General features: G+C 58.1%; 20 protein-coding genes. 11 read left to right on the plus strand and 9 right to left on the minus strand.

Translation table 11 applies throughout. The features are described 5' to 3' along the window. Positions 1-27 precede the first annotated feature (27 nt). The 6 genes from Q8O35_RS07270 to proC all read left to right on the plus strand — a co-directional run bounded on the left by Q8O35_RS07270 (position 28) and on the right by proC (position 6,017). Complete coding sequence (locus Q8O35_RS07270; protein ID WP_305571975.1) at positions 28-936, plus strand: murein hydrolase activator EnvC; 909 nt, start codon at positions 28-30, stop codon at positions 934-936. A gap of 39 nt (positions 937-975) precedes the next feature. Then, positions 976-2,283: a S41 family peptidase gene (locus Q8O35_RS07275; RefSeq protein ID WP_305571976.1), complete on the plus strand. Its 1,308-nt coding sequence runs from the start codon at positions 976-978 to the stop codon at positions 2,281-2,283. Between the two features lie 291 nt (positions 2,284-2,574). Continuing rightward, complete coding sequence (locus tag Q8O35_RS07280) at positions 2,575-3,507, plus strand: divergent polysaccharide deacetylase family protein (protein WP_305571977.1); 933 nt, start codon at positions 2,575-2,577, stop codon at positions 3,505-3,507. Between the two features lie 154 nt (positions 3,508-3,661). After that, positions 3,662-4,639: a flagellar motor switch protein FliM gene (gene fliM, locus Q8O35_RS07285; RefSeq protein ID WP_305571978.1), complete on the plus strand. Its 978-nt coding sequence runs from the start codon at positions 3,662-3,664 to the stop codon at positions 4,637-4,639. Positions 4,640-4,798: 159 nt separating this feature from the next. Then, a complete protein-coding gene (ndk, locus tag Q8O35_RS07290; RefSeq protein WP_305571979.1) occupies positions 4,799-5,218 on the plus strand; it encodes a nucleoside-diphosphate kinase in 420 nt (139 codons plus the stop codon). Positions 5,219-5,222: 4 nt separating this feature from the next. Continuing rightward, the gene (gene proC, locus Q8O35_RS07295; RefSeq protein ID WP_305571980.1) at positions 5,223-6,017 is read left to right on the plus strand and encodes a pyrroline-5-carboxylate reductase; all 795 of its coding nucleotides are present in this window, start codon (positions 5,223-5,225) and stop codon (positions 6,015-6,017) included. 127 nt (positions 6,018-6,144) lie between these two features. Here proC and cbiB read toward each other — a convergent pair whose 3' ends face one another. From cbiB to rsmA, 9 genes are all read right to left on the minus strand, one after another. Further along, positions 6,145-7,098: an adenosylcobinamide-phosphate synthase CbiB gene (gene cbiB / locus Q8O35_RS07300; RefSeq protein WP_305571981.1), complete on the minus strand. Its 954-nt coding sequence runs from the start codon at positions 7,096-7,098 to the stop codon at positions 6,145-6,147. A 77-nt stretch (positions 7,099-7,175) separates the two neighbouring features. Next, positions 7,176-8,936: an RNA polymerase sigma factor RpoD gene (gene rpoD / locus Q8O35_RS07305; protein WP_305571982.1), complete on the minus strand. Its 1,761-nt coding sequence runs from the start codon at positions 8,934-8,936 to the stop codon at positions 7,176-7,178. After that, positions 8,933-10,699 (minus strand): DNA primase, encoded by a 1,767-nt coding sequence (dnaG, locus tag Q8O35_RS07310; protein ID WP_305571983.1) that lies wholly within the window; start codon positions 10,697-10,699, stop codon positions 8,933-8,935. The genes rpoD and dnaG overlap by 4 nt, the downstream gene beginning before the upstream one ends. A gap of 27 nt (positions 10,700-10,726) precedes the next feature. Next, on the minus strand, positions 10,727-13,027 hold the full coding sequence (locus Q8O35_RS07315; protein WP_305571984.1) for an endonuclease MutS2: 2,301 nt from the start codon (positions 13,025-13,027) through the stop codon (positions 10,727-10,729). A 13-nt stretch (positions 13,028-13,040) separates the two neighbouring features. Continuing rightward, positions 13,041-13,490, minus strand: coding sequence for a GatB/YqeY domain-containing protein (locus tag Q8O35_RS07320; RefSeq protein WP_371133105.1), 450 nt, complete (start codon positions 13,488-13,490; stop codon positions 13,041-13,043). Continuing rightward, positions 13,487-13,690, minus strand: coding sequence for a 30S ribosomal protein S21 (gene rpsU, locus Q8O35_RS07325; protein ID WP_305571985.1), 204 nt, complete (start codon positions 13,688-13,690; stop codon positions 13,487-13,489). Before rpsU ends, Q8O35_RS07320 begins: the two co-directional genes overlap by 4 nt. Positions 13,691-13,848: 158 nt before the next feature. Continuing rightward, positions 13,849-14,031: a hypothetical protein gene (locus Q8O35_RS07330; protein ID WP_305572192.1), complete on the minus strand. Its 183-nt coding sequence runs from the start codon at positions 14,029-14,031 to the stop codon at positions 13,849-13,851. Between the two features lie 19 nt (positions 14,032-14,050). Next, the gene (locus tag Q8O35_RS07335; RefSeq protein ID WP_305571986.1) at positions 14,051-14,323 is read right to left on the minus strand and encodes an HU family DNA-binding protein; all 273 of its coding nucleotides are present in this window, start codon (positions 14,321-14,323) and stop codon (positions 14,051-14,053) included. A gap of 205 nt (positions 14,324-14,528) precedes the next feature. After that, positions 14,529-15,338, minus strand: a complete 810-nt coding sequence (gene rsmA / locus Q8O35_RS07340) for a 16S rRNA (adenine(1518)-N(6)/adenine(1519)-N(6))-dimethyltransferase RsmA (protein WP_305571987.1) — start codon at positions 15,336-15,338, stop codon at positions 14,529-14,531. 88 nt (positions 15,339-15,426) lie between these two features. On the opposite strand from rsmA, the gene Q8O35_RS07345 reads away from it, so the two are divergent. From Q8O35_RS07345 to mnmG, 5 genes are all read left to right on the plus strand, one after another. Beyond that, entirely contained in the window at positions 15,427-15,936 is a 510-nt protein-coding gene (locus Q8O35_RS07345; RefSeq protein ID WP_305571988.1) for an adenine phosphoribosyltransferase, read from the plus strand. Between the two features lie 14 nt (positions 15,937-15,950). Beyond that, the gene (mtnP, locus tag Q8O35_RS07350) at positions 15,951-16,700 is read left to right on the plus strand and encodes an S-methyl-5'-thioadenosine phosphorylase (protein WP_305571989.1); all 750 of its coding nucleotides are present in this window, start codon (positions 15,951-15,953) and stop codon (positions 16,698-16,700) included. Positions 16,701-16,824: 124 nt separating this feature from the next. Then, entirely contained in the window at positions 16,825-17,115 is a 291-nt protein-coding gene (locus Q8O35_RS07355; RefSeq protein ID WP_305571990.1) for a PxxKW family cysteine-rich protein, read from the plus strand. A gap of 90 nt (positions 17,116-17,205) precedes the next feature. Beyond that, positions 17,206-18,432, plus strand: coding sequence for a M20 family metallo-hydrolase (locus Q8O35_RS07360; RefSeq protein ID WP_305571991.1), 1,227 nt, complete (start codon positions 17,206-17,208; stop codon positions 18,430-18,432). A gap of 11 nt (positions 18,433-18,443) precedes the next feature. Further along, entirely contained in the window at positions 18,444-20,372 is a 1,929-nt protein-coding gene (gene mnmG / locus Q8O35_RS07365; protein ID WP_305571992.1) for a tRNA uridine-5-carboxymethylaminomethyl(34) synthesis enzyme MnmG, read from the plus strand. Positions 20,373-20,453 lie beyond the last annotated feature (81 nt).

The following is a 20,453-nucleotide window of genomic DNA, read 5'->3' on the forward strand; positions in this document are numbered from 1 at the left end:
GGCAAGCTCAGTGAAATTGACCAACGCATGAAAGCTGCGCAGGCCCGTATCGACAAGCAGGAAGAGGCCCTCGATATTATCCGCAAGGAAGAGGCCAAATACGCTGAACAGTACGAAGTTGTGCGCAAGCGGCGCGAGCAGTCCGTACGCGAATTACGCCGTCTGCTCGATCTGCTGTGGCCCATCAATGCCCAGGGTATGCACGAAGGCGCGCGTCTGGCTGACAGCTGGGACACAGCCGACCGCCGCTTTCAGTGGAACAGCGCAGCTTACAACCGCGCCCGCTCCATGCTTGAAGGCGTTCGACGCCAGGAGCAGGAACTAGCCGGAGTGGTGGCCAAGCAGAAAGAGCTTGAGGCACAGGTGGACCGCCAGCTTGTCGGCATCAACGCAGACAAAGACACGTTGCTCAGGGACAAGCTGTCCACCAACGCGCGCATTAGTCAGGTGAGCAACCAGCGTCGTGACCTCGAGTCCGAGCTTCAGTCCATCATCAAGACCATCCAGCAGTTGAATTACCAGCTGGTGAGCCAGCGCAGCCGCAAGTTCGACTCGTTCAAGTCTTCGCTACCCTGGCCCGTGGGCGGCAAGCTTGTCGCCACCTTCGCTCCGGATGGCAAGCCCGCACGCAGGGGCATCGGCATCGCCACAAGCGATTCCGCTACGGTGCGTAGCGTGTTCTGGGGCAAGGTGGTGCACAACGATGTTCTGAGAGGGCTTGGCAAAGTTGTCATATTGTACCACGGCGGCGACTACTACAGCCTGTATGCCTACCTATCGGATGTGAGCGTAGAGACCGGGCAGGATGTGGAAAAGGACGAGGCCATAGGACATGCCGGGTACTACCCGGAAGCCCACGGCAACGGACTCTATTTCGAATTGCGTTTTCATCAGAAACCCATTAATCCCCAGCAGTGGCTCATGCCCGCCCAGTAGCGGTCGAAATTCCCGGCCGATTTGTCTTTTGGAGGAACTATGCGCATTGGCATCTGGTTTGTTTGTTTTGTCATGCTTCTCACCCTGGCCGTGGCACCGGCCCCGCTTGGTGCGGCTTCAGGTAAAGATGACCAGTTTGAGGCCCTGCGCAGATTCAGTCAGGTGGTGGACATGGTGGAGACCCATTATGTCAAACCGGTAACCAAAGCTGAACTGATTCAGAATTCCATCAAGGGCATGCTGGAGCAATTGGACCCCCACTCCTCCTTCCTTTCGGTCGACGACTTCAAGGAGTTGCAGGTCTCCTCCAGTGGCGCGTTCCACGGCATCGGCATCGAGATCAGCTCCGAGAACGGACGACTGATCGTGGTTTCCCCTATTGAAGACACGCCCGCCTACAAGGCCGGTCTCAAGAGCGGAGACATCATTCTGGAGATCGACGGAGAACCCACTTCCGAAATCGGCCTGAACGAGGCAGTGAAGAAGATCCGCGGCCCCCAGGGAACCAGCGTCACTCTGACAATCTTGCACAAAGGGGCGCAGCAGCCCATTGACGTCACCATCGCCCGCGGAACCATCCCCATCGTCAGCGTGAAGACACAGGAGCTCGAAAAGGGCTACCTCATGTGCCGCATCACCCGTTTCAACGAGCACACCACGAAGGAATTGCACGACAAGATCACGGAGTACGCCAAGAAGACCCCCATTCAGGGCATCGTTCTCGACCTGCGCAACAACCCCGGCGGGTTGCTCGATCAGGCCGTCACCGTGGCCGACACCTTTCTGGCCGATGGGCTCATCGTGTACATTCAGGGCAAAGACCCACAGTCACGCCGCGACTTTAATGGCCGCAAGTCCCAGGATGACCTCACCCAGGTGCCCCTCGTAACCCTCATCAATGCAGGCAGCGCCTCCGCCTCGGAAATCGTGGCCGGAGCGCTGCAGGATCGCAAACGCTCGCTGCTGGTGGGTGAAAAGACCTTTGGCAAGGGCTCTGTGCAGACCGTGGTCTCCCTGCCTGACGGCTCTGGCATCAAGCTCACCACAGCCTTGTACTACACGCCTAATGGCCGCTCCATCCAAGCCGAGGGCATCGTTCCGGATCTTGAGATTCCCTTCGTCGCTCCGCCCTCTGATGAGGACAAAAACCTCAAAGACCGCTTCACTTTCCGCGAGAAGGACTTCTCCCGCCACCTGGAGAACGGCACCGCCAAAAAGGGCAAGAAAGGCGCTGCAAAGCCCGGCGCGGAAAATGAAACCGCCCGGAACATGATCGATAAGGACAACCAGCTGCGCCTGGGCCTGGAAATGGTCAAGACCTTGCCCAAGATTCGGGACATCCGGTAACCGCCTGCGCACATGACGAAACCTACGGACAACAAGGACCAGGCTGGACCATCCCGGCCTGGTTCTTCTTCTTCAAACGAGGGAAGGAGCCCCAAGCGAAGGGGCAATTCCGCAGTCTGGATTGCGTTGGCATTGTTTGCCGGACTTGTCGGCGGCTTTTTCCTGTCCCGTCAGTTCCCTGCGCCCCCTGTCCTCCCTACACACAATGCCACCCTGGACGAGCCACGCGAAGGTGAGGTTGCCAAAAGGGCAAAGCTTGCCGACAAAGCCTTGCGTGCAAGCCTCAAGGCCGTGTCGCCGGAAGCTGCTGCGCCGCAGGTTGTGAGCACTGAACAACGCGAGCACGCTGGGCAGAAATACACCGTCGAGATTCTGCGCCTGCCTCCGTCAGACAGGCAGGCATTGCATGATCGACTCGTCAAGGAACTGGCGTCGTTTGTGCCTGGAGCCAAGCTCCTACGCATCTCCCCTGAGAACTGGGATATCTCCATAGACGGACTGCCAACGCAACGCCTACACCTGCCCGCAGAGGCGCCAAAGCCAGAGGAACCCAAACGGGCCGCAGGGCGCCTTGCCATTGTCATCGACGACATGGGAGAGGACGTGGGACTTGCCCGCGAACTGGCAAAACTCGGCGTGCCTGTGGCCTTTTCCATATGGCCAGACAGCGGAAACCGCGAGGACGTCCTTAAGATCGCAAAGGCCGCTGGACGTGAAATCCTGATCCATCTGCCCATGCAGCCCAAGGGTTACCCCCAGGTGGCGCCAGGCCCTCACGCGCTCTTGACCACCATGACCGCCGAACAGATCCAGGATGCCGTGCACCGCTCAACAAAGCGAGTTCACGGAGCCATCGGCCTTAACAACCACATGGGATCAGAGTTTACCGAGTCCAATCTGGGCATGCGCGCAGCCCTTTCCGCCATGCGGGACGAGGGCCTGTTCTTCCTGGACAGCCGCACCACCGCCGCCAGCGTGGGAGTGGTCGAAGCCAAAAAGCTCGGCATTCGAGCACATCAGCGCGACGTGTTTCTTGACAATGAGCTGGTTGTGTCCGCCATTCTGAAGCAATTGCGCAAGGCTGAAGCCCTGGCGCGGGAGCGTGGACACGCCATCGCCATCGGCCACCCGCACAAAGAGACCGTTGCTGCGCTGCGTCAATGGCTCAAGGAAAAAGACTCCTCAGTGCAGGTGGTTACGGTTACGTCTCTGTCGCCCCAGTGATGTTCCTTGCCAACGCCGCCCTGCTCGGGCTATCGTGTTTGAAACCGTTCGCCCCTTAACTCGAAACACCATCGGTCCGATTTTTGCTTATATTTCATGACCGGGTGGCTATTTTCGCCCTGGCAGACCATGCGGCCCACGAGGAATCGCGGACATGAGTAAGATTCTTGAACAAGATGAGGTGGATGCCCTTCTCCGCGGTCTTTCTGGCGGCGAGGTTGAAACCACACCCGACATACCGGAAGATGATTCCGGCATCGTTCCCTTTGACCTCACGAACCAAGACCGCATCATCCGGGGCCGCATGCCGGTCCTCGAGATCGTCAACGACCGCTTCGCGCGGCTGTGCACCAACGCCCTCGCCAACACCATGCGCAAGCGCGTAGACATCAACCCAATCTCCATAGACATGTCCAAGTTTGGCGACTTCATGCGCTCCCTCCCAGTGCCGACAAGCATCTCCATCTTCAAAATGGAGCCTCTGCGCGGAAATGCCCTGCTTGTGGTGGACTCGCGCCTGGTGTTCGCACTGGTCGAGAACTTTTTCGGCGGCGCAGGCTCACAACCCAAGGTGGAAGGCCGCGATTTCACGCCCATTGAGCAGGCCATCGTTGACAAGGTCGTCAAAGTTGCCCTTGCCAACATGGAGGAGTCCTGGAAACCGGTGCACGAGGTGCACATCGAAGTGGTGCGCTCTGAGGTGAATCCGCAGTTCGCAGCCATTGTGCCCCCAAGCGACGTGGTCATTGTCATCACCTTTGAGGTGGAGCTGGAAAACGCCATTGGCTCGCTCATCTGCTGCCTGCCCTACGCCACCATGGAGCCCATTCGCTCCAAGCTCCACGCCTCCTTCCAGTCCGAACGCCTGGAGGTGGACCATGTGTGGATCAACCGCTTCAAGGAGCGCCTCTTCGAGACCCCTGTCGAGTTCCTGGTGCGCCTGGGCAAGACGCGCATCACTGGACGTCAGCTCCTGAACCTTGATGTGGGGGATATTCTGCTCTTGGATACGGACGCCGAGGATCTGCTTGAGGTGGAGATCGAAGGCGTGCGCAAGTTCTACGGCCTACCTGGCCGCGTGAAAGGAAACAAGAGCTTTAAAATCATCAAGGACGAGCAGCTGCATTTCTAACTGCTGTTTGCACCGCATCACTCGGGAGGCCGCCGTTGGCGGTCTCATTACTTGAAAGCCCTTGACTTGAAGCCTCATTAAGGTGCATTTCCCCAACACACGAATACAAGCGGCCAATACTGGCCGCTTTCTACACTCATTCCCCCGGAGGACACGCACATGACTGAACGCACTTTTTCCATCATCAAGCCTGACGCCGTTGCCGCCAAGCAGACTGGCGCCATCATCCAGATGATCCTTGACGCGGGCCTGACCGTGAAGGGCATGAAGATGATTCAGCTGACCCGCGCGCAGGCCGAAGGCTTCTACGCCGTTCACAGCGCACGCCCCTTTTTCAAGGATCTTGTCGAGTACATGATCTCCGGCCCGGTGGTCGTTTCGGCCCTCGAAGGCGAGAACGCCATCGCCCGCTACCGTGATCTGATGGGCGCAACCGACCCGGCCAAGGCTGCCGAAGGCACCATCCGCAAGAACTTCGGAAAGAGCATTGAAGCCAATGCCTGCCACGGTTCCGATGGGCCCGACACCGCCAAGGTGGAAGTGTCCTACTTCTTCAGCTCCCTGGAGCTGGTGGGCTAAAGCCATGAAACAGAGCGTCGGCTTCATTGGCGTCGGCAATATGGGCACGGCCATCATCAAGGGATTGGCCGCCCAGAAGCTGGAGGTCCACGGCTGCGATCTGAACAAAGAAAAGCTTGAAATACTGAGTCAGGAAGTTGGTCTCAAGATTGAGGCCACCCCACGCGACTTGGTGAAGAAATGCCGCTATGTGCTGCTGGCCGTCAAACCACAGCATCTGGCGGGCGTTCTTGCTGACTTAGCGCCGGACTTGACGACGGAGCATTGCCTCTTGTCTATCGCCGCGGGCGTCACCATGACGCGGCTCAAGGAGCTTTCCGGCGGACTCTGCCCCGTGGTGCGCATCATGCCCAACACCCCGGCCCTTGTTGGCGCTGGGGTGTTCGCCCTGTGCTTCGACGACCCCGACCTGGATGAGGAGCGCCGGGAGTTCCTGCGCGCAATGCACAAGCCCCTCGGCCAGGTGCATGAACTGCCTGAGAAGCTCTTTGATGCGTTCACTTCCGTCGCAGGCTGCGGCCCGGCCTATGTGTTCTATGTCATGGACGCCATTGTTGAGGCCGGAGTGAACCTCGGCCTTCCACGCGCCCAATCGACGGAGATCGTCAAGGCCTTGTTCAGCGGCTCGGCCAAGCTTGCCGAGGAAGGCGGCCTGCATCTCGCGGAACTGCGCGAGATGGTCACCTCACCTGCCGGATCCACAATCCGTGCAACCATGCACTTCGATCGTATGGCCATGCGCGGCATCATCATCGACGCAGTGAGCGAAGCATATGATCGGAATATTGAGCTAGGTTAGCAGGCCCTCTGGTTACACACGCAAAAGGCCGACTGGGAGAACCCAGTCGGCCTTTTTTGGTGCCTGAAAGCTGTCGAATCGCTCGCCGAGCAGCGTTACGCCGAGATGGATAACAAAAGAAATAGGATTACCAGGCTGTGAGAGCAACCTTGAGCCCCTGGAGCAGCACGACAACCGCAAAGCCAGAGAACACAACGAGTCTAAACAATTTCTTAAGTTTCTCTATACTCCAAAGTTGACCTGCCGGACCGAGCGTTGGCTTCAATTTTGGTTCGCCGAAGTAGGTTGCATGGCCACCCATGCGGCCCTGCATGAGCCAGGCGCAGGCGGACATTGGCCAGCCCGCGTTGGGACTGTCCATGGTCGCAGCGTCGGCTCGGAACCGGGAGAGTGACTCACGCCAGTTGAGTCGCAACAGCGCACCGACACCAATGAGGACAAAAGCCGAGATCCGCGCCGGAATGTACGCCAGGAGGTCGTCCGTGCGGGCGGCGGCCCACCCGAGGTCGCGGAAACGATCCGTCTTGTACCCCCACATGGAATCCATGGTGCTCACGGCCTTGTACGCCCACATAAGTGCCGGGCCTCCAAGAACAAGATAAAACATTGGGGCAACAAATCCATCGCTGAAATTTTCACTCACTGTCTCGGCCAAGGTCTTGCGCAGGTCGTCGGCCTCCATGTCGGTGGTGGAGCGGCTTACCAGCATACCAACGGCTACCCGGGCCTCGTCCAAACGCCCATCCTCTTCAATGAGGTCAAGGGCATCGCGAGCGCTGTCGATGAGTTCACCGAGCGCGAGGCCAGCGTAGGCCAGATAAAACATCATTGCCAAACCGAAGAACTTCAGTTCAGACAAAAATTGCACCGCCAAATAGCAAAGAGCAGCCGTGCTGAGAACACAAAAGGCCCCACTGACACGCTGCGACAGATTCAAGGCTTTGGCAGTGGGCTCAAGCCAGTCCAGCCAGCGCCCGATGAGCCTGACGGGATGCGGCAAGCGACGAGGGTCGCCAAGCAGCAGATCAAGGACAAAGGCGAGGAAGGGCAGGCTAAACAGCGTAAGGACGATAAATTTCACGGGAGACTCCGTGGTGGTGAAAAAAAGGCGGGGAAGGCGTTCATCGCCCTCCCCGCCCGAATGTTTTATGCGGGGGGTTAGCTTTCGAAGTAGGAGCGAAGCACGGAACTGCGCACAGGGTGGCGCAGCTTACGCAGAGCCTTGGCCTCAATCTGGCGGATGCGTTCGCGGGTGACGTTGAACAGCTTGCCCACTTCCTCAAGGGTGTGGTCGCTCTTCTCGCCGATGCCGAAACGCTTGCGCAGCACCTGCTCCTCTCGAGGCGTCAGGTCGGCAAGCACCTTGGCGATCTGCTCAGAAAGCTTGGTGCTCACCACTTCTTCCGCAGGGGCCGTGGCCTTCTTGTCCTCAATGAAGTCGCCCAGGTTCGAATCCTCTTCGTCGCCGATGGGCGTCTCAAGAGAGATGGGCTCCTTGGCGATTTTAAGGACCTTCTTTACCTTCTCAACCGGGTAATCCATGCGCTCGGCGATTTCTTCCGGCGAGGGGTCGCGGCCAAGCTCCTGCACCAGGTAGCGCGAGGTGCGGATAAGCTTGTTGATGGTCTCGATCATATGCACCGGGATGCGGATGGTGCGCGCCTGGTCCGCGATGGCGCGGGTGATGGCCTGGCGGATCCACCAAGTGGCGTAGGTGCTGAACTTGTAGCCACGCTGGTACTCGAACTTGTCCACGGCCTTCATGAGGCCGATGTTGCCCTCCTGAATCAGATCCAGGAACTGCAGGCCGCGGTTGGTGTATTTCTTGGCAATGGAGACAACAAGACGCAGGTTGGCGCGGATGAGCTCCTGCTTGGCGCGCATGGCGGCCAGATTACCTCGCTTGATGCGCCAGAGCACTTCTTCCAGGTCGTCGACATTGTGGCAACACTTGTCCTGAAGGCGGGTGATGATCTCCATCTTGCCGGAAAGCATTTCCTTGAAGGAGAAAAACTCCTCCACAGACATGCCGAGGGCGTCGGCAGCGCTGACAGGATTCATCTCGCGGTCGTCAACAGCGCGGAAAATGCGCACGATTTCGTCGCGGTTCTTGCCCACGGAAAGAATGTAGGCCGAGAGGTCGCGCTGGCAGTTGTGCATCTGGCGGACGTAGTCGGATACCGTCTCGATGATGCGGTCAATGAGCGTCTTCTCGATCTTGATGTCGCGCAGGCGGGTGACGATCTCTTCCTTGTAGGACAGAATCTCGTTCTGCACGCCGGTGACGCGGCGGTCCAACTGGGCGCAGGAGTCAAGCTTCTCGTAGATCTTGCGTTTTTTCTTGAAGAGCGTCTTGACCTCGTCGAGCAGGAAGATGACCCGCTGGCGCTGGTTCATCTCGTCTTCGGTGGGGTCATCCTCCTCAATGGTCTTGACCACGTCCTTGAGCTTGATGCGTGTGTTCTTGAGGTCTTCGCCCACCTGGACGAGCTCTTCAACGGCCACAGGCACCTCAACAAGGGCGTAAAGCACCTCAAGCTCGCCGTTCTCGATCTTCTTTGCGATGACCACCTCACCCTCGCGGTCAAGCAGAGGCACTGCGCCCATCTCGCGCAAGTACATGCGCACGGGGTCGGTGCTGCGGGAGGAATAATCGGCAGCATCGTCACCTTCGCTGGGCACCAAGTCAAGCTCTTCGTCCGTGTCAGTGGTCTCGGTGGTCAGCTTCTTGCCGTTCTCTTCGCTGTCCACGATGACAATATTCATCTGGTCGAAGATGCTCATCACTTCTTCGAGCTGGTCGGGGGTGTTCATCTCTGTGGGCAGAGTCTTGCCCACTTCCTCGAAGGTCAGAAATCCGTTTTTCTTCCCTTTGGCTATAAGAAGCTTAATTTGCTGGATTTCTTTGAGATTATTCATTCGTCCTCCCTGCTGGGGGCATTGAGATCTTTTAGGACAACCAGGAGTCTCATCAACTCTTGCGTATCGCCACTTTCTTGAGCGATACGAATATCTTCTTTCACCTGCTCACGCTTAAGGCGAAAACCTGCGATTTCAATCTGCGAACATATATGTTGCCATTCGATAGTTAATGCATCGCCTTCGTGATGCGGCTGCTCTTCCTTCACTATCAAGTATTCATTCTTCTCCGGGCCTTGGAAAAGAGACAGCATATCCTCGTGTGAAGACGCCATGCGAAGCTGACTCCAAATGTTCTTGGCCAAATCCGTGTGCAGAAGAACCTCGAACCCTCTCTTGTTGAGTTCAGCAATATATTCAGGGTAATGCACAGGCAATGACAAAAAACGGCGGTCCGTACTTTGGTCGTTACCGGTGGACTTCGCTCGAGCTCGCTCCTGCTGGGGCTGCGAAACTTGTCTTGTCTGGGGCGAAGCACTCTGTCCACCCGTTCCAAGCCTGCCCTGCCCGCCTCCGAAGCGGCGCAAATCTGCTTCTGCAATGCCAAGGCCCAGGGCCAGGCGCGGGATGTAAAATGGTCGCAAGGAGTTATCGGCCAGATGCGCCAAAAACCCATTGGCCCAGGCCACGATTTCACGCGGCGAAAACCCCTCTCGCACCACTTCCAGGCAATAATCAAGTCCATCCAGCGCCGCATCCAGGCGAGCGTCCAGGCCCTCGCGCCCCATCTTCTGGAGCAGGCTGTCCACATCTTCGCCGTCAGGCATGAGCACCACGCTGCACTTGGTGCCGTATTGCAGAATCATTTCCGCGCTGCGCAACGCCGCCTTACGGCCAGCTGTATCTCCGTCAAAGATCAAAACCATGCGCGAGCAAAATCCTGCTACCCGCTTCACCTGATCCTGGGTGAGGGCGGTTCCGAGGACCCCGCAGGCATCCGTGTAGCCAAACTGGTGCAGCGCAAGCACATCCATATACCCTTCCGTGAGTATTGCCCGCTTGCTGCGGGTCATGGCCTGGCGGGCCTGGAAGAGTCCGTAGAGGTGTTCCCCCTTTTTATAAATGGGCGTGTCGCTGCTGTTCAGATACTTGGGTTCACCATCTGTAAGTATTCTTCCACCAAAGGCAATAACCTGACCTGATAAATTCTGTATCGGAAAGATGAGACGGCTTCGAAAACGGTCGTAAATTTTGCCGCGATCGTTCTGCGACAAGAGCCCAGCCAAAACTCCCTGCTCAGGAGAAAATCCACGCGAGGCGAGAAATGTCGACAGGCCGTGCCAGTCATCCGAGCTTGCACCCAGACCGAAGGCCGCTACTGCGTCCTTGTCCGCACCACGCTTTTGCAAATATACACGCGCAACATCGCCCGCAGCCAAATCAAGGTTGCGGCGATAATACTCTTGCGCTGCATCGTGCATTTCAAGGCACAAGCGCTTCAGTTTCTGGCGTTCGTCGTATTCCGGGTCTGGCTTGAACGCCTTGAGTTCAATACCGGCTTCCGCCGCCAATTGTTCGAGTGCGTCCTTAAACTCCAACCCGTTGACGCGCTGGTAGAAGTCCAGCACATCGCCTCCGGCCTGGCATCCGAAGCAATAGAAAAAGCCTTCGTGTTCGTTCACGCTGAAGGAGGGCGTCTTCTCCTGGTGGAACGGGCACAAACCCATCTGACGTCCGCCACCGGGCCTAAGCGAGACATAGCGCCGAACAACATCAACGATGTTGAGCCGCTGCTTGAGCGTCTGAATGACCTGCTTGTCCATGGACCGCAATTCCCTATTGAGATGACGCTATTTAAGCGTCACTTCGGTCATGCCGTCGCCGCCACGATCCTCATTGGCCAAGGTGAACGCCGCCACGCCAGGAGCCGTGCGGAGATACGCGTGGATCTCCTTGCGCAAAGCGCCGGTGCCGCGCCCGTGAACGATTTCAACACCATTTGCTCCACGCAGGAGCGAGGCGTCCAGAAACTGTCCGAGGGCGGACAAGGCCTCGTCAGCGCGCTGACCACGCAGATCAATGCTCGGGGTGAAGCCAAGTTCCGCAGTCACGCCCTGCGATACGCGTTCTGTCTTGCGGGCACTTTTCCCGTCCAAAGTCAGTTCTGAAAAAGCCACCCACATGGCCACACCAGAAAAATCTACCTTAACCTGACGCTTGCGCTCATCCTTTTCCAGAACAACGCCAGCCTTTCCCCAGGCTTTATAGCCCACACGCTGGCCAGAGGTAATCTCAGCCCAGTTGAGGTCTGGAGCAACTGCCGGTGCATCATCGCGCACAGCAGGTTCAAGGCGCTCGCGCACCTCAGAAAGTTTCTTGAGCGCCTGCTTACGGCCAATGCGTTCGGTCTTCCATTCGCGCAGCACGCCCTGAGCCAGTTCGCGGACTTCGCCCAACACCTTCACGCGTTCCTTCTCGTAGCGGGCTTCGAGGGTGTCGCGTTTCTTGCGCAATGCGTTGCGTTCATCCGCAAGGGCGTCGTTCTCGCGCTCGCGCTTTACCGCAAGGGAGTTCAGGCGCTCAAGAACGGCGCTGGTGTCCGAGCCATCCAGGAGCAGGTACTGTTCAGCCCGGGAAAGAATGGTGCGTGGCAAGCCATGCTCGCGTGCTACGTCGAGAGCGATGCTCGCGCCCACTTGGTCGTAGGCCAGACGGTACAGAGGCTTCTTGGTGCTCGGGTCGAAAAGAACGCTTGCGGCGCGCACCCGGGGGGTGGCCAGTGCATAAGCCTTGAGCGCTGGAAAGTGCGTGGCTGCGAAGCTGGCGGCGCCACGGTCCAGCAGCCCGTCGATGACAGCCTGGGCCAAGGCGGCGCCCTGGGTAGGGTCAGTGCCAGCGCCGAACTCATCAAGCAGGAAAAGAGTCTTGTCGTTCACGCGGTCCCAAACGCGGGCAAGATACTGAATCTGCGCAGTGAAGGTGCTCACGTGCTCTTCCAGGCTCTGCTCGTCGCCAAGAACAACAAAGATGTCGGTCCACAGCGGCAGGGAAGACCCCTCGGCAACAGGCACAGGAAGGCCGGAAAAGGCCATAAGAGCTATAAGCCCCATAGTCTTGAGGCAAACAGTCTTGCCGCCGGCGTTGCCGCCGCTGACGATGAGCGCCAACTGCCCTTCCTGGAGCTTGATGTCCAGCGGTTGCGTGTCAGCGTTGTGCAAGGCCAGCAAGGGGTGCCGTGCCTTAATGAGCCGGGCAGGCAGATCCGGGCCAATATCTAGCGCGCGCGCTCCGGTGGCGTCGGCCAAGCGAGCTTTTGCCATGAGCAGATCCAACTGCACAAGGCTGTCGTAGCTGGCCACAACGCCGGGGCGCTCCTGCCTGACAAGTCCGGTCAAATACTCAAGGACCTTACGTTCTTCGACGCGTTCTTCGCGCTTGAGTTCCTGTAGGGTGTTATTAATCTCAACCAGGAACATGGGCTCGAAATAGCAGGTCTCACCGGTCTGGGAGTAGTCGTGGATGATGCCCGGGAAGCGGTTCTTAAAGTTAACCTTGAGGGGCAGAACATACCTGTCAGATGAAATAGTGATGTAGTCATCTTGAAGATAATGAGAAATATTTTCAGAAAGAACGAAGTCCTTTACCCTCTTGGAACAGCGCTGATGGATGCTGCGGATTTCCTGCCGCACGGAGAACAAGCCAGGAGAACTCTCATCTTTGAGCCGTCCATCCGAATCAAGACAGCGTTTCAGGCCAGACCAGGTGGCCTGTGGCCAGGGCGCGCCAGCCACGGCCTCGGTGAGCTCGTCCCAACCGCGCTCGTGGTAAGGCTCAAGCAGTTCGCGGGCATGCCGCGCCTGTTCGAGTGTCTGGGAAAGGGCAAAGAGCGCGTCCAAGTCCAAAACACGGTGCGCGATATCTAGTTCCGGAAAAAAATTGGCGAAATCAGGGAAGGCCACCAGACGAAAGCCTGACTCACGAACCCAGCGCAGGGTCTGGTCCAGTAAAGTGAGTTGTTGCTGTACGGCCTGAGCCGTGGCGAGGGGGTGGAGCGCAAGACATGCGGCGACTCCGGGTTCGGAGACGGCAAATCCCGAAAGTTCCCTCAGGACCTTCGGGAACTCCAGCAGGTGCAGGGTTCTCGGTTCCATGAAGGGCCGCCAGCTACAAAGAAAGTCGGGCTCGAACGGCTTCGCTGGCCTTCTTGCCGTCGTAGCGTCCCTTGTACGCGAGCATAAGGGCCTGCATAACCTTGCCCATATCCTTGGCCCCCTGTGCACCCGTCTCTTTGGCAAGCAGGTCGATGGCTTGCACCAACTCGGCCTCGGTCAAGGGGGCGGGCATGTAGTCCTGAAGAACGGAAAGCTCTGCGGCCTCAACTGCGGCGAGTTCGGCGCGGCCATGCTTTTCGTACTGTTCAAGTGATTCTCTACGCTGCTTGATCTGGCGGGCGATGATCTCAAGGTAGTCATCGTCATTAAGAGGACGCAAAACTTCTACCTCACGGTTTTTGGCGGCTGTCTTGAGATGCCTCAAGACAGCCAGCCGAACCGTGTCTTTGGCCTTATAGGCCACTATGTAGTCGGACTCGATGCGTCCCTGGATGCTGATCATCCGTCAATCCTGGACTTGCGCATCTTCTTGACGAGACGCTTTTTAGCGGCCGCCTTCTTTTTCTTTTCCTGAACGCTGGGCTTCTCGTAGTGCTGACGCTTCTTAAGCTCAGAGAGGACGCCGGCCTTTTCAACCTGCTTCTTAAAACGACGCAGGGCGATCTCGAAGTTATCACTGTCATCCAACAAAATACCGGGCAATAGAATCACCTCCCCGAACAGATCTGGTCAAACGAAGAGCGAACCTCTACCCCAACCCTTGACACAATGCAAGAAGAAAGAGAAAGAGGATATTGGACCCCCCCGGCCTTCACCGGAAGGGCCCACGAACAACTCGTAAGTTAGCTGCCTGCGAAAGCTTAGTGCGCGGAGTTATGGCTGTCGTTGCAGCAGTCAAACCAGGACTTCAGGATGCAGTAGCCCATCCCGGAGCAGATGACGAACAGAACGATGTAAAGCACGCCAAAAAAAATCGCATGGTCAGCCTGAAACCAGGGCAGATCCTGGGGCAAGGGGCTATGAACAGTCTCACCGCGAAGCATCATGGGAAGCCCTCCAAATTTACTTTACTGCGTCCTTCAGGAGCTTACCGGGACGGAACTTCACGACCTTAGTGGCGGGAATCTTGATTTCCTTGCCGGTGCGAGGGTTGCGACCGACACGGGCCTTGCGTTTCTCCACCTGGAAGGTACCGAAGCCGGTAAGGGTCAGCTTGCCTTCCTTCACCAGGACGTCTTCAACGGCACCGATAAAAGCATTCAGGGCGCGCTCGGCATTGGCCTTGGTAAGGTTGGCCTTTTCAGCAATTTTGACAACCAGCTCAGCTTTAGTCATGTGTCCTTCCTCCTCATTGGTGGTCACTGTTTGCGGCCCGGACCTATCCGAGTCTGCCTTGAAATTCTGTATGGTCTGGGTGGGTAACACAGACCGGCAGGCCGGGGCGCTCCATCCTCTTACCTCACTTGCAGCAGAGACGAATGACTCCGTACCTGCCGCAATATGCAACTGGACCTGGATAAACACCAAAGCAAAAGGCAAGTCAAGCAAGAAAATCAGATGGCAATAGTTTTGCCAAAGCCTGAAACCGTTCTGGCGCAAGCGTCTCCGGGCGTTGCATCGGGTCGATATCCAGGGACTGAAGGAGTGCGGCGAAACAGGGAATATTCTTTGATTTCAGTATTGTACCAAGCTGTTTGCGCCGCTGCTGAAAGCACATGCGCAGAGTGGAAGAAAGACGCATCGCATCGACTTGTGTAGGCCTTTGCGGGTGCAAAAAAAATCGCAAGACCGCCGAGGTGACCTTAGGCTGTGGCCGAAAAACCTGCGGCGGAACCTTGAACAGCAACTCCGCTTGTGCATGCGATTGAACGAAGACCGAAAGAGCGCCATAGTCTCGCCCCCCCGGACCAGCCACGAGGCGCTGGCCTGCCTCTAGCTGCACCATAAATACCGCACGCGCAAACGCAGCCTGGCTCACGATGTCCCAAATCAGCGGAGACGCGATGTTGTAGGGCAGGTTGCCGACGATCTTCCAATCGTCCTCCTGAAGCAGGCGCCCCCAAGGGTATGCCATGGCATCTCCACGGACAACCTCAATGCCCGGATACTGGCGCTCTAATTCATCCGCAAGGGCATCATCCATCTCCAGCACGACATAACGCCCTGGCGCACGATCTGCCACATGGCGAGTTAAAGCGCCCCGCCCTGGGCCGATCTCAAGAACGCGGTCGCCTGGCTTAAGGTCCAGAGCGTCGACTATTTTGCGGGAAATGTTCGGGTCAACCAGGAAATTTTGCCCAAGGCTGCGTTTCGCCGGGGCGTATCGACCGGTCTGGCTATCATCATTCATAAGATAAGCTTACCAACTGCCCTGCCAGTTGACAACCGCTTTAAGGACTCTGTAAAACCTCGCATCATTACAGGAAGGAGCTATCCCAATGGATCTGCGAAACTATATCCGCGACGTTCTTGACTTCAAGCCTGGCATCACCTTTTTCGACATAACGCCGCTCCTGGCCGAACCGGCAGCCTTCCGCTACGCCATCGACGCGCTGGCTGAACGCTACAAGGACAGCGGCGCCAACAAGATCGTCGCAGCCGAGGCGCGCGGCTTTCTCTTCGGCGCCCCCTTGGCATATAAAATGAATATCGGGTTCATCCCGGTGCGCAAACCCGGTAAACTCCCTTACAAAACGAATTCCGTCACCTATGAACTTGAATACGGCACAGACAGCCTGCAAATGCACGTGGACGCGGTCAAGCCTGGCGACAACATTCTGATCATAGACGATCTGCTGGCCACGGGCGGCACTACGGGCGGCATGATCCAACTGGTGCAGAACTCTGGCGGCAATGTGGCAGGCATCGGGTTCCTCATCGAGCTCGGATTCCTGGATGGCTCCAGCAAGCTTGCCGGAATACCGCACGAATATCTCTTGAAACTCTAGGACGGCCGCTATTCATGGGCATCATCGGCATCATCGGCGGCAGTGGCCTGGACAACCCCGACATCCTACAGAACCCACACGATAAACGTATCGCCACGCCCTACGGAGAACTCCCCTCCCCGGTTCGCGTCGGCACAATCGCCAACCACGAGGTCTGCCTTGTTGCTCGGCATGGCCGGGAGCACACGGTGCCGCCCTCACAGGTGAACTCACGCGCCGCCATCGACACATTGAAGCAATTGGGCTGCACAGCCATCTTCTCCACCACAGCGGTGGGATCACTTCGCCAGGAAATCGGGCGGGGCGATCTGGTGGTTCTGGACCAATTCATTGATTTCACGCGACAAAGGGCGCTCACATTTCACGAGTCCTTCGCCCCGCACGAACCAGTGCATACGCCAATGGCTGAACCATTTGACGCGGCCCTGCGCGGACTGTTGAACAGCTCGTGCCAGGAGCTAGGCATCCAGCATCATAAGACCGGCACCGTCATCACCATCGAGGGGCCGCGCTTCTCAACCAGGGCTGAATCGAACATGTTCCGCCTCTGGGGAGCGGATGTCATCAATATGAGCATTGCACCGGAATGCATTCTTGCCAACGAGGCCGGGATTCCGTACGCTTCAATCGCAATGAGCACGGACTACGATTGCTGGAAGATGGACGAGGCCCCAGTGACCTGGGACGACATTCTGGCCATCTTTAAGCTAAACGCACAGAAAGTGACGGACGTGCTCATTAAATCAATTGGTAAAATGGCCTGATCCCAAGGCCAGAAGTCATGGCCTGCGCTTGACAAGCTGGGCCTTCCGTGCATAAAGAACCGCTCTCTATTTTCTGATGACACCCTGGCAGCCGCATGTGCGCCAGACAAGGAGGAACATTCCCATGGCTGAAGACAAAAAGAAGGCCAGCGTCTTTGCAGGCGCTGTGATGACCGCTGAAGGCATGTCTTTTAAAGGCTTCATATTTTCTCCCGTTGTGGAGAACTGCGCCGGTTGCGAGCGCGTGGCCGCCTTTGAAGAACAGTCTTTCTGCCCGGCCTATGCCGACCCCGCCACCAAATGGACCCGCGGTATTTGCAACTTTGCCACCCACGTGAAAGCCACTGTGGACAAGGAAGGCAAGACCAAGGTCAATCCGCTGAAGGCGTCCAAGCGCGCCGCCAGGGGCCGCTAGCCCGACCAAGCGAAAAAGGCGGGGGCGACCCCGCCTTTTCTTTTTCCAAACCAGCGACCCCGGTCGCAACCCGGCACCACGGAGCCCCCAATGCTCGCCGCAATCAATCGGCATCTCGAGTCCTCGGCACAGACAATCATCGATCTGCAACGCTCCCTGGTGGGCATCCCCGCCCTCGGTCCGCTCAATGGCGGCCCAGGCGAAAAGGACAAGACCGAATTCCTCAAGTCCTATCTCAAGGACATGGGATTCGCCGAAATCCGCGAGATGCGCGCGCCTGACCCGCACGTACCCTGTGGCTACCGGCCAAGCATCGCTGCAATTATCCCCGGACGAAACAGCGCCAAGACCTTCTGGGTCATCTCTCACACGGACATCGTGCCGCCGGGGGATCTGGCCCTTTGGGACAGTGATCCTTACACCCTCAAGGTCGACGGGGACATCCTCGTTGGCCGCGGCGTAGAGGACAACCATCAGGGCATCGTCAGCTCTCTTGTTGTTGCAAAGGCGTTGCTCGATCTCAAGCTCACCCCGGACATGAACTACGGGGTGTTGCTGGTGGCTGACGAGGAGACCGGCAGCAAGTACGGACTTGATTATGTGGTCAAGCGCCACCCGGAGATTTTCTCCCCTGGAGACTTATTCCTTGTGCCCGATTTTGGCGAGCCAACGTCGGAAATGATCGAAATCGCCGAGAAGAGCATGCTCTGGCTCAAGGTCATTGTGGAGGGCAAACAGTGCCACGCCTCTACGCCCAAGGCAGGAATCAACTCGCTCCTGGCGGCCTCGGCCTTCATCACCCAAACGCCCAAGCTGCACCAGCGGTTCGATCGCCAGGATCCTCTTTTCGACCCGCCCCACTCCACGTTCCAGCCCACCAAGAAAGAGGCCAACGTGGAGAACATCAACACCATTCCTGGCCGCGACGTGTTCTATCTGGATTGCCGAATCATGCCCGGCTACGACCTGGACGATATAATGGCGGCCATCCACGAGATTGGGGATTCCGTCGAGCGCGAGCACGGCGTGACCATAAGCTATGAATACGTGCAGCGCGAGCAGGCCGCCCCGCCCACGCCGGTGGACAGCGAAATAGTCACCAGACTCATGGCGGCGGTGCGCCAGGTTTTCGGCAACAATCCTAAAGTGCAAGGCATCGGCGGCGGCACAGTGGCCGCGTATCTTCGCCGCGCCGGACATCAGGCCGCAGTGTGGAGCACCCTGATGCACAACGCCCATCAACCCAACGAGCGCTCCTCCATCAAGTGCAGCATCAAGGACGCCAAGGTTATGGCGGCCATGCTTTTCGACTCCTAGGGGGCGGGCGCATGGACACCTTTCGCGCCCTGCCTTGGGTCGCCTTGCCAGAGGTCTTTGACCTCATCGTGGTGGGTGCCGGACACGCAGGATGCGAGGCGGCCAGCGCAGCCGCGCGCCTTGGCCTCGCCACACTGCTGCTCACCGGAAACATTGACCGCATCGGGCATTTATCCTGCAATCCCGCCATCGGCGGCCTGGCCAAGGGCCACATGGTGCGCGAGATCGACGCCCTTGGCGGACGCATGGGCCTTTGGGCCGACGCGGCAGGCATTCAGTTCCGTCAGTTGAACTTGAGCAAAGGCCCTGCCGTGCGCTCTACACGCGCCCAGATCGACCGTGCTGAATATTTGCGCGTGGTCCAGGCCGACTTGTTCGCACAGCCCAATTTGTGGATCATGCAGGACATGGCTACGCAGGTTCTTGCGACCTCGGGCCGGGCCAGCGGCGTGCGCACCCTTATGGGGCAGAAATTCCCGTCGCGTGCGGTCCTGCTCACCACCGGCACCTTCCTCTCCGGCCTCATCCACATCGGTATGACGCAATTTTCTGGCGGCCGTCTGGGAGACTCTCCGGCCTTGGGACTATCTGAATCCCTGCGCAACCACGGCTTCGAACTGGGTCGGCTCAAGACAGGCACCCCGCCGCGCCTGCTCAAGGCCAGCATAGATTTTTCCGTCATGGAAGAGCAGCCCGGCGATGAGCCCCCCACCCCTTTCAGCTTCTTGAACACCACTGTTCCGTTGCCGCAAGTGCCCTGTCACCTGACCTACACCAACGAGAGCACCCACGCGGCCATCCGTGCAGGATTCGACCGCTCGCCGCTGTTCAGCGGCGTCATCCAGGGCACTGGCGCGCGCTACTGTCCCTCGGTTGAAGACAAGGTGGCCCGCTTTCCGGAAAAGGACCGGCACCACGTGTTCATAGAACCGGAAGGCCTGGACAGCCCGGAGGTGTACCCGAACGGAATTTCCACCAGCCTGCCGCTGGATATACAAAAGGCGCTGCTCAAGACCATCCCCGGCCTGGAGAATACGGTCATCGCCCGGCCAGGCTATGCCATCGAATATGATTTCGTCCCCCCCACGCAGCTGTTGCCAACTTTGGAATCCAAGCCGCTCCCTGGTCTTTATATGGCAGGGCAGATCAACGGCACCAGCGGATATGAAGAAGCAGCCGCGCAAGGCCTCTGGGCAGCGCTCAACGCCTTCTGCGCCCTGTCGGGCAGGGCTCCCTTCCTTCTGCGACGGGATCAGGCCTACATGGCCGTGTTGGTGGACGATCTTGTGACGCGCGGCACAAACGAACCGTACCGCATGTTCACATCGCGTGCAGAATACCGGCTGCTGCTGCGCGAGGGCAATGCCGACTCCCGGCTTACGCCCATTGGCCGGAAACTCGGGTTGATTGATGACGCCAGACACTCCATTTTTTCCGCAAAGATGCGCAGGCTTGAAGCTTTACTTGATGCTTTCAACACCGTGCACATACGACCTGACGCGCCAACCCGCGACATCCTGAACAGCATCGGCGCAGCAATCCCAGGCAAGTCGGTGAACCTGGCCGCTCTGCTGCGACAGCCTCAAGTGGAGATATTGGCGCTCACGCCCTTGTTGCCAGCCCTGGCCGACGAGGCCAAGGATGTGCTCATGGAGGCCGAAACGCGCATCCGCTATCAGAACTACCTGGAGAAGGAGACGCTGCGCGTAGAGCACAGCCGTGGGCTTGAGGACACGCCCTTGCCGGGGGACATGGAGTATGCTCTAGTGTCAGGACTCACCCGCGAGGCTGTTGAAAAGCTCACGCGCGTGCGCCCTGCGACACTTGGGCAGGCTGGCCGCATTTCGGGCATCACACCGGCTGCGATCACTTGCCTGGAAATCCACCTGCACAAGGCTGGGCGGGCGGCAGCCAACGCTAGAGCATCCCGTCATCATTGACATTGCTCCTGCCAAAACTTATTTTTTTATTTCAGCGCCAGAAGCGTAACAAACAAATCAGAAAGGCGGTCCGCTTGGACT

The sequence above is a fragment of the Humidesulfovibrio sp. genome (assembly GCF_030689645.1).
Classification (GTDB): domain Bacteria; phylum Desulfobacterota; class Desulfovibrionia; order Desulfovibrionales; family Desulfovibrionaceae; genus Humidesulfovibrio.

Excerpts from the sequence above, each read along its gene's own strand:
- Q8O35_RS07270 (WP_305571975.1), top strand. The coding sequence starts at position 28 with ATGAAAGCTGCGCAGGCCCGTATCGACAAGCAGGAAGAGGCCCTCGAT.
- Q8O35_RS07275 (WP_305571976.1), top strand. The coding sequence starts at position 976 with ATGCGCATTGGCATCTGGTTTGTTTGTTTTGTCATGCTTCTCACCCTG.
- fliM (WP_305571978.1), top strand. The coding sequence starts at position 3,662 with ATGAGTAAGATTCTTGAACAAGATGAGGTGGATGCCCTTCTCCGCGGT.
- ndk (WP_305571979.1), top strand. The coding sequence starts at position 4,799 with ATGACTGAACGCACTTTTTCCATCATCAAGCCTGACGCCGTTGCCGCC.
- proC (WP_305571980.1), top strand. The coding sequence starts at position 5,223 with ATGAAACAGAGCGTCGGCTTCATTGGCGTCGGCAATATGGGCACGGCC.
- rpoD (WP_305571982.1), bottom strand. The coding sequence starts at position 8,936 with ATGAATAATCTCAAAGAAATCCAGCAAATTAAGCTTCTTATAGCCAAA.
- dnaG (WP_305571983.1), bottom strand. The coding sequence starts at position 10,699 with ATGGACAAGCAGGTCATTCAGACGCTCAAGCAGCGGCTCAACATCGTT.
- Q8O35_RS07315 (WP_305571984.1), bottom strand. The coding sequence starts at position 13,027 with ATGGAACCGAGAACCCTGCACCTGCTGGAGTTCCCGAAGGTCCTGAGG.
- Q8O35_RS07320 (WP_371133105.1), bottom strand. The coding sequence starts at position 13,490 with ATGATCAGCATCCAGGGACGCATCGAGTCCGACTACATAGTGGCCTAT.
- Q8O35_RS07330 (WP_305572192.1), bottom strand. The coding sequence starts at position 14,031 with ATGCTTCGCGGTGAGACTGTTCATAGCCCCTTGCCCCAGGATCTGCCC.
- Q8O35_RS07335 (WP_305571986.1), bottom strand. The coding sequence starts at position 14,323 with ATGACTAAAGCTGAGCTGGTTGTCAAAATTGCTGAAAAGGCCAACCTT.
- rsmA (WP_305571987.1), bottom strand. The coding sequence starts at position 15,338 with ATGAATGATGATAGCCAGACCGGTCGATACGCCCCGGCGAAACGCAGC.
- Q8O35_RS07345 (WP_305571988.1), top strand. The coding sequence starts at position 15,427 with ATGGATCTGCGAAACTATATCCGCGACGTTCTTGACTTCAAGCCTGGC.
- mtnP (WP_305571989.1), top strand. The coding sequence starts at position 15,951 with ATGGGCATCATCGGCATCATCGGCGGCAGTGGCCTGGACAACCCCGAC.
- Q8O35_RS07355 (WP_305571990.1), top strand. The coding sequence starts at position 16,825 with ATGGCTGAAGACAAAAAGAAGGCCAGCGTCTTTGCAGGCGCTGTGATG.
- Q8O35_RS07360 (WP_305571991.1), top strand. The coding sequence starts at position 17,206 with ATGCTCGCCGCAATCAATCGGCATCTCGAGTCCTCGGCACAGACAATC.
- mnmG (WP_305571992.1), top strand. The coding sequence starts at position 18,444 with ATGGACACCTTTCGCGCCCTGCCTTGGGTCGCCTTGCCAGAGGTCTTT.